Origin of the sequence: Pseudomonas sp. DNDY-54 (genome assembly GCF_019880365.1) — a bacterium.
Classification (GTDB): Bacteria; Pseudomonadota; Gammaproteobacteria; order Pseudomonadales; family Pseudomonadaceae; genus Stutzerimonas; species Stutzerimonas stutzeri_P.
The window spans coordinates 1,597,243-1,609,539 of record NZ_CP082271.1 but is presented as its reverse complement, the minus strand read 5'-3'; the positions used below and the strand labels follow the sequence as shown (position 1 = coordinate 1,609,539).

Below are 12,297 nucleotides of genomic sequence, written 5' to 3'. Positions count from 1 at the left end.
CCCCGACCGCTCGGTCGGGGCACCCTCTCCGCTACTTCGCTAAAGCCTGTTCCACCGCCTTGATCAGCTCTGGATCATCGGGCTCGACCTTGCTCGAAAAATAATCCACCACCTTCCCGTTCCGGTCGACCACGTACTTATAGAAGTTCCACCGTGGTGCGCCTCCTGCCTGCTCGGCCAGTTCCCTAAACAGCGGTATCGCATCGCTGCCCCGCACCGGTTGCGTTTGAGCCATCGGGAAGGTCACGCCGTAGTTGACGTAGCACACCTCGGCGGTTTCAGCCGCGTCGTCGGATTCTTGGAAAAAATCATCGGATGGCACCCCCAGGATGGCCAGCCCGTCATCCTTGTATCGCTGGTAAAGCGCCTCCAGGCCTTTGAATTGGGGGGCGAACCCGCAGAAGCTCGCCGTATTGACCACGACCAGCGCCTTTCCCTGAAATTGTTCGCACAGATCAATGGTGTCTTTCGAGCGCAGCTTCGGTAACTCGTGTTGCAGCAAGGCAGGGCATTGTTCCGCAACGGCAGGCCCGGCCAACAGAGCCAATCCGAGCGACGCGGCAAGCAAGGCAATTTTCATGACGAAACTCCAGGCGAAAACGCATCCACGCTACTCCCGCGCCGTCGCGTGAGCAACGCCCGCTGAACGCCTAGCCGTTCAACCCAGATCTCGCTATATACAACGCTATATAGCGCTTGTCAGAATGCTCTTCTCTACGGGAGCCGACTATGAACAAAGCCGATCAGCTGGAACCACTGCGCCTCGATGGGCAGCTCTGGTTCAACCGCGGCGAAAAGGGTTACTTAGGGGGCAAACGTATCGAGCTACTCGCTCAGATTGAGGCGACTGGCTCGATCAGCCGAGCGGCGAAAGCCGTCAAGCTCAGCTACAAGGCGGCCTGGGATGCGGTCGACTCGATGAACAACCTGTCAGAACGCCCGTTGGTCATGCGCGCGGCCGGTGGGGCCAAGGGGGGCGGTACACAGCTGACGGATTTCGGCCGGGAGATGCTGCACGTATGGCAGCGGATGCAACACGAATATGAGCGATTTCTTGTGCACGTCGCGCAGGGGATTGACGGTTTCGCGGATATCGACAGGCTGCTCAGAGCAATCGCCATGAAAACCAGCGCACGCAACCAATTTCGCGGGCACATCATCCATATCGAGAAAGGCGCAGTGAACGGCAGCGTCACGCTGGATATTGGCGATGGTCAGACCATCACCGCCACCCTGACCAACAACAGTATCGACGAACTCCAGCTCGCGCCGGGGAAGGTCGCGATGGCCCTGATCAAAGCCAGCTTCGTCCTGCTTTCCTCCGATGCCGACGTGAAGATCAGCGCCCGCAACCGCCTGACAGGAACGATTACGGGCTTGACCCCCGGTGCCGTAAGCTGCGAAGTCAAGCTTGCCCTGTCCAGCAACCGCACGCTGAGCGCCGTCATCACCAACGAGGGTGCCGAGGAGCTGGGGCTGGCGGTCGGTCAGTCCTGCACCGCGCTTATCAAGGCGTCCCACGTGATCATCGCAGTGGATTGACCGATGAATAGCATTCACATGATGTTCATCACGGTAATAGCCACCTGTGCTCCCCTGATCGGGCGCGCGGACGTGGTGCAGGTTGCAGTGGCGTCGAACTTCACCGCCCCCATGCAGGTGATAGCCGAGCGCTTCGAGGCGCTCACGGGCCATAAAGCACTGTTGGCCTTTGGCTCGACGGGAAAGCTGTATGCGCAGATTCGAAACGGTGCACCGTTCGCGGTGCTGCTGGCCGCTGATGAACAGGTTCCGGCCAAGCTGGAATCCGAAGGGTTGGGCGTAACCGGCAGTCGTTTCACCTACGCCACCGGCACGTTGGTGCTCTGGTCCGCCAAAGACGACTACGTAGACGATCAGGCGGGCGTGCTGACACAGCGCGCGTTCCGACACCTGGCGGTTGCCAATCCGAAAACGGCGCCCTACGGTGCCGCCGCCCTGGCGACGCTGAAAGAGCTCGGCGTGCTCGAATCTGTCAGCGACCGGCTGGTGCAGGGTGAGAATATCGCCCAGACCCACCACTTCGTTGCCAGTGGGAATGCGGAGCTGGGCTTCGTCGCCCTCTCTCAAGTGTTGGCGAAGGGGCGAATTCGCAGCGGATCAGGATGGATCGTCCCGGCCTCGTATCATCCACCGATTCGCCAGGACGCCCTGCTATTGACCAGCGCACAAGACAACGCAGCAGCCCATGCCCTGCTTGATTACATGAAGAGCGCAGCGGCGACCGAGGTGATCAAGGCCTATGGCTACCGTGCAGAATGATGGACTTGCCTCACTTGGATGACGCCAGCCTCTCCGCGATCTGGCTGACGCTTAAGCTCGCTAGCGTCACTACGCTCTTGCTGCTGTTGATAGGAACGCCAATTGCCTGGTGGTTGGCGCGTACCCGCTCGCCCCTGAAAGGCCCAATCGGTGCTGTGGTGGCGCTGCCATTGGTGCTTCCACCCAGCGTACTGGGCTTCTACCTGTTGGTGGCGATGGGCCCCAATGGCCCCGTGGGTCAGGTCACCCAGTCCTTCGGGCTCGGCGTGCTGCCCTTTACCTTTGCGGGTCTGGTGGTGGGATCGGTGTTCTATTCCATGCCCTTCGTAGTGCAGCCGCTGCAGAATGCCTTCGAAGCCATCGGCGAGCGCCCGCTGGAGGCGGCGGCTACCTTACGTGCCAGCCCGCTGGACACCTTTTTCTCGGTCGTTCTGCCGCTGGCACGCCCCGGCTTCATTACCGCCAGCATTCTCGGCTTTGCCCATACGGTCGGCGAATTCGGCGTCGTGTTGATGATCGGCGGAAATATTCCCGAAAGAACTCGCGTGCTTTCGGTGCAGATTTACGACCATGTCGAAGCCATGGAGTACGCGCAGGCACACTGGCTCGCCGGTGGCATGTTGCTTTTTTCTTTCCTGGTACTCCTCATTCTCTATAACAGCCGCCTTCGGCCGGGGTGGCGCGGATGACCAGCCTGAGCGGAATCCATGCGGCGCTCCGTCTTGAGCATCCCGGCTTCACGCTGGACGTTGCCCTTCAATTACCGGGACGGGGTATCACCGCCCTGTTCGGCCCATCTGGCTCCGGCAAAACCAGCTGTCTGCGCTGCGTCGCAGGGCTGGAACCTAGCGCCTCCGGACGCCTGGAGGTGAATGGCGAGTGCTGGCAGGAATCGCGCCGTCAGCACTTCCTGCCGCCGCACCAACGAGGCATTGGCTACGTTTTCCAGGACGCCAACCTGTTCGCGCACCTGTCGGTCAAAGGCAATCTTGAGTTCGGGATGAAGCGGATCGATAAGCGCCAACGGCGGGTTGCGTGGGATACGGCGGTCGAGTTGCTGGGCGTCGGACACCTGCTCGATCGTTTGCCGGAGCGATTGTCAGGCGGCGAGCGGCAACGGGTCGGGATCGCTCGCGCATTGCTCACCAGTCCCCGCTTGTTGCTGCTGGACGAGCCGCTCGCGGCACTCGATCTGAAGCGTAAACAGGAAATCCTGCCGTACCTGGAGCGTTTGCACGGCGAGCTGGACATCCCAGTGCTGTATGTCAGCCACTCGCCGGACGAAGTAGCCCGACTCGCCGACCATCTTGTTTTGCTCGATGAGGGTCGAGTGGTCGCCCAGGGCGGCTTGCACGAGACGCTAGCCCGCCTGGATTTGCCGACCGCCTTCGGTGACGAAGCAGGTGTCGTCGTCGAATCCGTCGTCACCGGCCATGATGCCGAATACCATCTCACGCGCCTGGTGTTTCAAGGCGGGGAGGTGCTAGTGACGAAGCGGCCTGAGGCCGTCGGCCACCCGCTGCGTTTTCGCGTGCATGCGCGGGACGTCAGCCTCACGCTGGGACGAGCCGAGGGCACCAGCATCAGCAATCTACTGGCGGTGCGCGTCGAACAGGTCGTCACGGCCGATACACCGGCACACGTACTGGTTCGTCTCACCGCAGAGGGCACGCCGCTTTTGGCGCGGATCACGCGGCGATCAGCCGATCAACTCGGCGTGATCGAGGGCAAAGCGCTCTGGGCGCAGATCAAGACGGTAGCGCTGCTGGGCTGACGCATCGCTCAGCCCAGCAGCGCCAAGCCGACCAACACTGAGCACTCGACCAGTTCCAGCAGCGCACCGGCCGTATCGCCCGTGGTGCCACCGAGTCGCCTGCAGAGGCTTCGGCGCACCATGAAAACGGTGACCGCCGTAAGCGACAGCGCCATCCAGCCGCTTGCGCCTGCCAACAAACAACCCAGCACGACCGCCGCCAACACAACGCTGACGCCCGCTCGCGGCATGCGCTCGACAAGTGTCTGACCCAGCCCGCCGGGCCGCACATAAGGTGTGGTGAGAAACAGCGCTAGCAGTGCGCCCCGCCCCATCAGCGGCGCAAGCAACAACGCCAACAGCAGGCCCTGCTGGATAAGCGTCCACAGCGCGACGAACTTGAGCAACAACAACAGGACCAGTACGGTCACGGCCATTGGACCGCTGCGTGGGTCCTTCATGATCGTCATCGTACGCTCACGATCACCGAGGCCGCCTAACCATGCATCGGCGCTGTCGGCCAGACCGTCCAGATGCAGCGCACCGGTCAGCCCTACCCAGGCCGTCAGCACCAGCGCTGCCTGGAGAGCTGGCGCTGCGCTGGCAAGCCCCAGCCCAAGCAGCCAGAACACGGCGCCCAGAAGCAATCCCACCAGCGGGTAATACAGCAGCGATCTGCCAACCTGATGCGGCTCAGGCATGCCGTTTAGTCGCACCGGCAGACACGTCAGAAATTGCACGGCGATCAGAAAGGGCTGCATTGTTCTTCCAGCCAGAGCGTGGCGTCTGTAAAGCCGATCCTCAGCCGGAACAGCTCGCCATGACGAACCTCCACCTGTAACAACTGCTCACGCGGTAACCCTCGGGCGTGCGCCACTAGCAGGCGCATCACACCACCATGGGTTACGAGCAACACGTGCTCCCCGGCGCAACGGTCGACTAGCCGTTCGACGGCCTTGAGCACGCGTGTCTCAAACGCCAGAACAGGCTCTGCGCCAGGCGGGGTGAAGCCATACGGGTCAGACCAGAAACGACCTAGCGCGTCGCTGTCCTCAACCATGAGATCCGCGGCACTGCGCCCTTCCCACTCACCGAAATCGAGCTCGCGCAGGTCAGGCTCCAGTTCGAGCGAGAGCGATTGCTGCTCCGCCAGCTCGGCGCCAAACGCCGCGCAGCGTCGCAACGGTGAGCTGATAATTCGATCCCACGGCTCACGATCGATGACGGCTGCACGAAGCTGCTGCCAACCGCGCGCGGTGAGCGCATCATCCAGACGCCCGCGAAAACCACCGCCGAATTCGGTCTCGCCATGGCGCAGCATGTCCAGTTGCAGGCTCATGAATGCTTCGCTGCGACAGCGGCCTCGTCGAAGGTGGCCATGCCGTCATGCAGCGCGCAGGCCAACCGCAACAGCGGGACCGCCAGTGCCGCGCCACTACCCTCACCCAGGCGCAGATCCAGATCCAGCAGCGGCCGTGCGTCCAGGGCCGTTAATACCGCGTTGTGCCCCGGCTCGGCCGAACGGTGAGCAAACATCAGCCAGGCGCGGCAGTCGGGGTTCAACCGCACGGCGCACAGCGCCGCGACACTTGCGATAAAGCCGTCGACGAGCGCAACGATGCCGTGCTGGGCGCAGGCGATGTAGGCGCCGGTCAGTGCCGCCAGCTCGAAACCTCCCAGCCGCTGCATCCATTCGAATATGTCGTGCGAGCCCTTATGAAGCGTCAATGCGCGCCGGATAACCGCGCATTTGTGCGCTACGCCTGCGGCGTCCAGCCCGGTTCCGGGGCCCGCCAGATCCTCGGGGGCGCAGTTCAGCAATGCGCAGGCAAGAGCGGCGGCAGTGGTGGTGTTGCCAATGCCCATTTCGCCACCAATGAACAGTTCGGTCTGCTCACGTTGCGCCCGTACCACGCTGTCACGCCCGGCCTGCATGGCGAGCTGGCAGGTCGGAGCACTCATTGCCGCTTCGCGCGTGAAATTCTTCGTGCCGGCGCCTAATTCGAGATGGCGCACACCCGGCAGCGCCTGTAGCGGAACGGCAGTGCCCAGGTCGGTCACATCCAATCGTGCTCGCAACTGGCGGGCAAGCACGCTGATGGCTGCGCCACCATTAACGAAGTTGCCGAGCATTTGCCCGGTGACCGATTGCGGAAACGCCGATATTCCTTCTTCAGCGACACCGTGGTCGCCCGCAAACAACGCGATCCACAGACGATCTACCGAGGGCCGCTCGCGGCCTTGCAAGGCCGCAAGCGGCGGCACCAGCGCTTCGAGACGTCCCAGCGCACCAATCGGTTTGGTCAGCTGAGCATTGCGCTGCAGTGCCGCCTCACCTGCCCGCTCGTCCGGCTGACGACACGCATTCAACCACCACTGATTGTTCAAATGGGCGCTCCTTTAAGAATCATCGGCAAACCCGCCACGGTGAAAACGACACGATCACACCGCTCGGCCAACGCCTGGTGCAGCCACCCAGCCTCATCGACATAGCGGCGGGTCAGCTCGCCCATCGGCACCACGCCCAATCCGGTTTCGTTGCTCACCAGCACAACCCGTCCCGCCAGATCGGCAAGGCACTCGACCAGCGCCCCGCGCTCCTCTGCCAGGCGTGTCGGGTTGTCGAGCAGTAATAAGTTGGTAAGCCAGAGCGTCAGGCAATCCACCAACACGCAGTGATTAGCGCGGGCGTGCTGACGCAATACGGCTGCCAGGGCCAATGGCTCTTCGATTAATGCCCACTCGCGCGGCCGTCGGGCGCGGTGATGCGCGATGCGCTCGCTCATCTCACCGTCCAACGGCTGGCTAGTGGCGACGTAGGTGACGGGCAAGCCGCTATCACCGGCGATTCGTTCCGCCAGCCGGCTCTTGCCTGATCGAGCACCACCGAGAATGAGTTCGATCATTTCGTGAATCGCTCTTCGAGCCCACAAAGCGCCAGCAGGCAGCCGGTGTCCAGATGCGCATCGATCAGGTCAGCCAAGCGTTCGATGTCACGCTCGCGCAGCGCGTAATAGTCCACCTGCTGCACCTGCTCCAGCCCGGCCCACCGCAACAGCGCCATGCACGCGCTCGGTGATTCGAACAACCCGTGGAGATAGGTGCCGAGCACTTGGCCGTCCTTGCTGATAGCACCATCGAAACGGCCATCGTCGAGCCGCACGGCCGCGCGTTCGAGCGCCGGCCCCGTGCTGACCCCCGCATGAATCTCGTAGCCGCTGATCTCTTCGTCACCCAGCGCCAGGCGACCCCGAACGTTACGCAGCTGCTTGCAGGACATGAGCGTCGTGGAGAACTCAAGCAGCCCCAGCCCCTGACTTAGGCCCGGTGCACCCTCTAAACCGAGGGGATCGGCAATCCGCTCACCGAGCATCTGAAGCCCGCCGCACACGCCCAGCAGCTTGCCGCCGTAACGCAGGTGGCGCGTGATGGCGGTTTCCCAGCCGTTTTCACGCAGCCACGCGAGATCGGCACGCACGCTCTTGGAGCCCGGCAGAATGATCAGATCGGCAGACGGAACGCGCTGCCCGGGACCGATGAAACGCAGATCCACTTGGGGATGCAGGCGCAGCGGGTCGAAATCGGTGTGGTTGCTGATACGGGGCAATACCGGCACCACTACGTTCAGCGTCTGCCCTTCCTTTATCGATTGACGAACATCGACTGCGTCTTCGGCTTCGAGATGAAAGTCCATCAGGTAGGGCAGCACACCGAGCACGGGTTTGCCCGTGCGCTGCTCGAGCCAATCGAGGCCCGGTTGCAGCAAGGCAATATCGCCGCGGAATCGATTAATCACAAAGCCCTTCACCCGCGCCTGTTCACTCCCGCTAAGCAACTCAAGCGTACCCACGAGATGGGCGAATACACCCCCCTTGTCGATGTCCGCGATTAGGATTACCGGGCAATCCACCGCTTCGGCAAAACCCATGTTGGCGATGTCATTGGCGCGCAGATTGATCTCCGCAGGAGAGCCCGCTCCCTCGACCATCACCACGTCGAAATCGGTACTCAAGCGCCGGTGGGAGTCGAGAACGGCAGTCATCGCTACGCGCTTGTAATCGTGATACGCCACGGCATCCATGTTGCCGATCGCCCGCCCGTGGATGATCACCTGCGCGCCGGTATCGCTGTTGGGCTTGAGCAGGATCGGGTTCATATCGGTATGCGGTGCGAGCCTGGCGGCCTGCGCCTGAACCGCCTGGGCTCTGCCGATCTCGCCACCATCGGCAGTCACGGCACTGTTGAGCGCCATGTTCTGCGGTTTGAACGGCACAACCGACACGCCGCGACGGCTGAGCCAACGGCAAAGGGCGGTGACCAGTGTGCTCTTGCCCGCATCGGAGGTGGTGCCCTGGACCATCAAGGTGCTCATGTCTCGCCCTCCTGAAACGCAGACAATGCGTCTGTGAGCCGTTGCCAACCGGGCTCGTCGGCCGGCAGGCCGAATCGCACGCTCTCGGGGTAGCGATAGCGGCGAACGAGGATGCCTCGGCCTGCCATCAACTCAAACAGCCGATCCGATCGGTCCGTGGCAACCCATTGAAATAACCCGCACCCACCGGTGGGCGGCAGCTTATGTTCGATCAGCAACTGGCTCAGCCGGTGGCTATCGACCGACAGACGCTCGCGCTGCAGACGCTGGCCTGGCCGGTCGCTCAGCAAGGCAGCTCCGACGAATCGAGAGGGTCCGGTCACGGGCCAAGGGCCCAACGCCTCATCCAGCAGACTGAGCACATCAGGCTCCGCCAGTACGAATCCAAGCCGCGCACCGGCCATGGCAAAGAACTTGCCGAACGAACGCAGCACGATCAGCCCTGATAAATGACTGTGCATGGCGAGGCTCTGCGCGGGAGTCGGATCCATGAAGGCCTCGTCAACGACCAACCAACCGCCTCGCGCCGCCAGCCGCTCATGCCACTCCAACAGGCGTGCCGGTGAGAACAGCCGGCCCGTTGGATTGTTCGGGTTGACAATCACCAACACGTCCAGCTGTTCGAGGGCTCGCGGGACGCTGCCTTCACTGAATTCGAATACGCAGTGGCCTTCTCGACGCCAGGCCTCGGCGTGCTCACCATAACAAGGAGAAACGACCCCAACATGCCCTCGCCGGCGAAGTCGCGGCAGCATCTGGATAGCCGCCTGGGAGCCGGAAACTGGTAATAGCGATTCGGCGTTGTAATAGGCGCGTGCAGCGGCCACCAGCCCGTCGTCGACCTCGGGGAGGCGTGCCCAGGCCTCTGCAGGCACGGGCGGTACATCGAATCCGTAAGGTGCGATGCCTGTCGACAAATCGAGCCAGTCCGACAGCGGGATACCGAATGCCTTCGCCACCGCACGCAAACGGCCACCGTGTTCAAGCATGCAGCCAATCTCCCAAGGCCATCACCAGCAACCAGAGGCCAACCCCGCCCCACACCAGATCCAGCGAACGTTCGATATCGCCAGTCATGGGCGCAGCACCTACACCGAGCATCGGGCGTACATGAACCTCGCCGTGATAAATGGCAGGGCCGCCCAGCGAAACACCCAGCGCACCGGCACCCGCCGCCATCACGGGTCCCGCGTTTGGGCTGTCCCAGCGCGATGCCTGACGTCGCCAACAACGAACCGCGGTACGGGTCTGGCCGAGTACGGCATAGGTCAACGCGACCAGCCGCGCAGGAAGGTAATTGAGTCCATCATCGATCCGCGCGGCCGCCCAGCCGAATCGGCCGAAGCGCGCGTTGCGGTAGCCCCACATCGCATCCAGGGTATTGCTCAATCGATACAGGACGACGCCTGGCGCACCGGCCAGCGCGAACCAGAACAAGGCCGCGAATACGGCGTCACTGCCGTTTTCCAGCGCCGACTCGGTCGCCGCGCGCGCCACGCCGTGCTCGTCCAGGCCACTCGTGTCGCGGCTGACGATATAGCCAACGCGGATTCGCGCATCAGCCAGCCTGCCTTGACGCAACGCACTCACAACGGGCAGTAGGTGTTCGCCCAGGCTGCGAAGGCCGAGCGCTACATACAGCAGCAGAACCTCCACCCACCACCCGATCCCGGGCAGAAGACTGAGCAGCCAGGCCACAACCGTCAGAGGCAAAACCGCTATGCACCACGCTGTGACGCCGTGGCTGCGCCAGCCGCGGCCGTCGGGGCCATTGAAATGCCCCTCTAAACGATTCGCCACCTCTCCGAACATGACCAGTGGATGACGGCGGCGCGGCTCACCCAGCAGCACGTCCAGACCAACCCCGGCCAGGCAGCTCAGCGCGACACTCATCCGCTCGCACCCCAGCTGTTGTGATACAGCAGTTCGTCGAGTGGGCGCGGCTCGGCCCAGCCTTCGAGCGCCAACATGGGCGCCGAATAAAATTCGGCGACCGGGCCAAGACAAATCACCGCAATCGGCTCGGCGCCCACTGGCATCTGGAGCAGCGCTGCCAAGGCCTGCGGATCGAACAGCGACACCCAACCCATTCCCAGCCCTTCTGCGCGAGCCGCAAGCCACAGGTTCTGGATCGCACAGGCGGCCGAAGCGAGGTCCATCTGTGGCAAGGTACGGCGGCCAAACACGTGCGCTTCTCGCCCGTCCATTAACGCGACCACCAACAGCTCGGCGCATTCGAGGATGCCCTCAACCTTCAACTGCATGAAGGTGTCACCCCGCTCCCCCAGCGCCTTGGCGGTCAGGAGGCGCTCCGCTTCGACCTGTTCGGCGATCGCCTCTCGCACCTCGCGTTGCGTGATACGAATGAACCGCCAGGGCTGCATTAAACCGACACTGGGCGCCTGATGTGCCGCTTCCAACAGGCGAGCCAACAGCGCGGGGGCGACCGTCCCGCTGCAGAAATGGCGCATATCCCGCCGTTCGGCAATCGCACGGTAGACGCCGGCCCGTTGCGAATCGGGAAAGGCGTGTTTGCTCATGGTTTAAACAGCGCCGCGGCTGCCTCCGGATTCGATGGCAGGTAGAAATGGATATAGGAAGCGGTAAGTCGCCCTTCGCGAAAAACCGCTTCGGCAGTGCGCTTATAGTTTGGGCACTCCCCTCGGGTAAGCGGCCGGAGTGATGATTCGAGCGAGGAATGATGGAAGGTGTGGCCGCGCAAGCGCCCCTCCGGCAGCTCAATGTCCTGCAGTGCCAGCGCAGTGAGGCGCGGCTGCAACGTGGCTTCGCCAGGCAGCAGACCAAGCATTGCTTGCCGTACGCCGTGTTTATCTGTCAGTCCGTCAAGCAAATAGAGCATGCCGCCACACTCGGCCACGATTGGTTTCCCTGACAGGTGATGCCGGCGGATCGCGTCGGCAATCGGGTAATTCCCGCTCAGCGCCTGCATATGCAACTCCGGATACCCACCGGGCAGGTACAGGCTGTCCACAGCCGGTAATTGGTTGCACTGCAACGGCGAAAAGAACAGCAGTTCAGCGCCCAGCGAGCGCAGCAGATCAAGGTTGGCCTGGTAGATGAACGCGAATGCTGCATCGCGTGCCACGCCTATCCGTACGCCGTTCAAGAGCCGCGGCAATGCCTGGCCTGCCTGGGGCTGGAAGCGGACCGGAGCAGGCAGCCGGCAATCCGCACTTCTCGCCAACGCATCGGCCGCCGCGTTTAGCCGCGCATCCAGGTCGGACAGCTCATCGGCTTGCACCAGACCAAGGTGCCGACTCGGCAATTCCATGGCCTCGCTGCGCGGCAGCGCCCCGTACCACTCAAGCGTTGGCGGCAGGCAATCACGCAGGATGTCGCCGTGGCGGCTGCTGCCTACGCGGTTGGCCAGCACGCCGGTAAAAGGTAGACCCGGTTGAAAACTGGCCAGGCCATGCGCCAAAGCACCGAACGTTTGCGCCATGGCCGAGCCATCGATAACCGCCAGGATCGGAATGCCCAGGTGTCTCGCCAAATCGGCGGCCGACGGGCTGCCGTCGAACAGACCCATGACGCCCTCGATCAAGATCAGATCGCTGTCACCCGCTGCTTCCCAAAGCAAATGACGGCTTTCCTGCTCGCCGACCATCCACATATCGAGCTGGTAGACAGGATGGCCGCTGGCTCGGGCCAGGACCATCGGATCGAGAAAGTCGGGACCGCACTTGAACACGCGGACCCGCTTACCCTGGCGCGTATGCAACCGCGCCAGGCCAGCTGTTACGGTGGTCTTACCCTGGCCAGACGCGGGCGCGGCAATCAACACCGCCGGGCAGTGGCGAGGCTCATCCATCGTGCGTGCAGCCGGCAGACGTATCGATGCGTGCGATAA

At 62.9% G+C, this 12,297-nt stretch carries 14 protein-coding genes; 4 read left to right on the top strand and 10 right to left on the bottom strand.

Annotated features, from left to right (window positions below; genetic code table 11):
• Positions 1 to 31 precede the first annotated feature (31 nt).
• Complete coding sequence (locus K4O48_RS07595) at positions 32 to 580, bottom strand: glutathione peroxidase (RefSeq protein ID WP_222911423.1); 549 nt, start codon at positions 578 to 580, stop codon at positions 32 to 34.
• Between the two features lie 149 nt (positions 581 to 729).
• On the opposite strand from K4O48_RS07595, the gene K4O48_RS07590 reads away from it, so the two are divergent.
• The 4 genes from K4O48_RS07590 to modC are packed head-to-tail and all read left to right on the top strand — an operon-like array spanning position 730 to position 4,075.
• Positions 730 to 1,542, top strand: a complete 813-nt coding sequence (locus K4O48_RS07590; protein WP_222911422.1) for a TOBE domain-containing protein — start codon at positions 730 to 732, stop codon at positions 1,540 to 1,542.
• Between the two features lie 3 nt (positions 1,543 to 1,545).
• Positions 1,546 to 2,301 (top strand): molybdate ABC transporter substrate-binding protein, encoded by a 756-nt coding sequence (gene modA / locus K4O48_RS07585; protein WP_222911421.1) that lies wholly within the window; start codon positions 1,546 to 1,548, stop codon positions 2,299 to 2,301.
• Positions 2,301 to 2,990, top strand: a complete 690-nt coding sequence (gene modB / locus K4O48_RS07580; protein WP_222912031.1) for a molybdate ABC transporter permease subunit — start codon at positions 2,301 to 2,303, stop codon at positions 2,988 to 2,990. Before modA ends, modB begins: the two co-directional genes overlap by 1 nt.
• Positions 2,987 to 4,075, top strand: a complete 1,089-nt coding sequence (modC, locus tag K4O48_RS07575) for a molybdenum ABC transporter ATP-binding protein (RefSeq protein ID WP_222911420.1) — start codon at positions 2,987 to 2,989, stop codon at positions 4,073 to 4,075. The genes modB and modC overlap by 4 nt, the downstream gene beginning before the upstream one ends.
• An 8-nt stretch (positions 4,076 to 4,083) precedes the next feature.
• On the opposite strand, the gene K4O48_RS07570 is transcribed toward modC, so the two are convergent.
• Genes K4O48_RS07570 through K4O48_RS07530 form a run of 9 tightly spaced genes read right to left on the bottom strand, consistent with a single transcriptional unit; the run spans position 4,084 to position 12,258 of the window.
• Entirely contained in the window at positions 4,084 to 4,815 is a 732-nt protein-coding gene (locus K4O48_RS07570) for an adenosylcobinamide-GDP ribazoletransferase (protein WP_222911419.1), read from the bottom strand.
• Positions 4,800 to 5,393, bottom strand: coding sequence for an alpha-ribazole phosphatase family protein (gene cobC, locus K4O48_RS07565; protein WP_222911418.1), 594 nt, complete (start codon positions 5,391 to 5,393; stop codon positions 4,800 to 4,802). The genes K4O48_RS07570 and cobC overlap by 16 nt, the downstream gene beginning before the upstream one ends.
• Complete coding sequence (gene cobT / locus K4O48_RS07560; protein WP_222911417.1) at positions 5,390 to 6,442, bottom strand: nicotinate-nucleotide--dimethylbenzimidazole phosphoribosyltransferase; 1,053 nt, start codon at positions 6,440 to 6,442, stop codon at positions 5,390 to 5,392. Before cobT ends, cobC begins: the two co-directional genes overlap by 4 nt.
• Positions 6,439 to 6,960: a bifunctional adenosylcobinamide kinase/adenosylcobinamide-phosphate guanylyltransferase gene (gene cobU, locus K4O48_RS07555; protein ID WP_222911416.1), complete on the bottom strand. Its 522-nt coding sequence runs from the start codon at positions 6,958 to 6,960 to the stop codon at positions 6,439 to 6,441. Before cobU ends, cobT begins: the two co-directional genes overlap by 4 nt.
• Positions 6,957 to 8,426, bottom strand: a complete 1,470-nt coding sequence (locus K4O48_RS07550) for a cobyric acid synthase (RefSeq protein ID WP_222911415.1) — start codon at positions 8,424 to 8,426, stop codon at positions 6,957 to 6,959. Before K4O48_RS07550 ends, cobU begins: the two co-directional genes overlap by 4 nt.
• Complete coding sequence (cobD, locus tag K4O48_RS07545) at positions 8,423 to 9,415, bottom strand: threonine-phosphate decarboxylase CobD (protein WP_222911414.1); 993 nt, start codon at positions 9,413 to 9,415, stop codon at positions 8,423 to 8,425. Before cobD ends, K4O48_RS07550 begins: the two co-directional genes overlap by 4 nt.
• Entirely contained in the window at positions 9,408 to 10,319 is a 912-nt protein-coding gene (cbiB, locus tag K4O48_RS07540) for an adenosylcobinamide-phosphate synthase CbiB (RefSeq protein WP_222911413.1), read from the bottom strand. The genes cobD and cbiB overlap by 8 nt, the downstream gene beginning before the upstream one ends.
• Positions 10,316 to 10,966 (bottom strand): 5,6-dimethylbenzimidazole synthase, encoded by a 651-nt coding sequence (gene bluB / locus K4O48_RS07535; RefSeq protein WP_222911412.1) that lies wholly within the window; start codon positions 10,964 to 10,966, stop codon positions 10,316 to 10,318. The genes cbiB and bluB overlap by 4 nt, the downstream gene beginning before the upstream one ends.
• A complete protein-coding gene (locus K4O48_RS07530; protein WP_222911411.1) occupies positions 10,963 to 12,258 on the bottom strand; it encodes a cobyrinate a,c-diamide synthase in 1,296 nt (431 codons plus the stop codon). Before K4O48_RS07530 ends, bluB begins: the two co-directional genes overlap by 4 nt.
• Positions 12,259 to 12,297 lie beyond the last annotated feature (39 nt).

Excerpts from the sequence above, each read along its gene's own strand:
- modA (WP_222911421.1), top strand. The coding sequence starts at position 1,546 with ATGAATAGCATTCACATGATGTTCATCACGGTAATAGCCACCTGTGCT.
- cobC (WP_222911418.1), bottom strand. The coding sequence starts at position 5,393 with ATGAGCCTGCAACTGGACATGCTGCGCCATGGCGAGACCGAATTCGGC.
- K4O48_RS07530 (WP_222911411.1), bottom strand. The coding sequence starts at position 12,258 with ATGGATGAGCCTCGCCACTGCCCGGCGGTGTTGATTGCCGCGCCCGCG.
- modC (WP_222911420.1), top strand. The coding sequence starts at position 2,987 with ATGACCAGCCTGAGCGGAATCCATGCGGCGCTCCGTCTTGAGCATCCC.
- cobD (WP_222911414.1), bottom strand. The coding sequence starts at position 9,415 with ATGCTTGAACACGGTGGCCGTTTGCGTGCGGTGGCGAAGGCATTCGGT.
- cbiB (WP_222911413.1), bottom strand. The coding sequence starts at position 10,319 with ATGAGTGTCGCGCTGAGCTGCCTGGCCGGGGTTGGTCTGGACGTGCTG.
- K4O48_RS07570 (WP_222911419.1), bottom strand. The coding sequence starts at position 4,815 with ATGCAGCCCTTTCTGATCGCCGTGCAATTTCTGACGTGTCTGCCGGTG.
- cobU (WP_222911416.1), bottom strand. The coding sequence starts at position 6,960 with ATGATCGAACTCATTCTCGGTGGTGCTCGATCAGGCAAGAGCCGGCTG.
- K4O48_RS07595 (WP_222911423.1), bottom strand. The coding sequence starts at position 580 with ATGAAAATTGCCTTGCTTGCCGCGTCGCTCGGATTGGCTCTGTTGGCC.
- bluB (WP_222911412.1), bottom strand. The coding sequence starts at position 10,966 with ATGAGCAAACACGCCTTTCCCGATTCGCAACGGGCCGGCGTCTACCGT.
- K4O48_RS07590 (WP_222911422.1), top strand. The coding sequence starts at position 730 with ATGAACAAAGCCGATCAGCTGGAACCACTGCGCCTCGATGGGCAGCTC.
- modB (WP_222912031.1), top strand. The coding sequence starts at position 2,301 with ATGGACTTGCCTCACTTGGATGACGCCAGCCTCTCCGCGATCTGGCTG.
- K4O48_RS07550 (WP_222911415.1), bottom strand. The coding sequence starts at position 8,426 with ATGAGCACCTTGATGGTCCAGGGCACCACCTCCGATGCGGGCAAGAGC.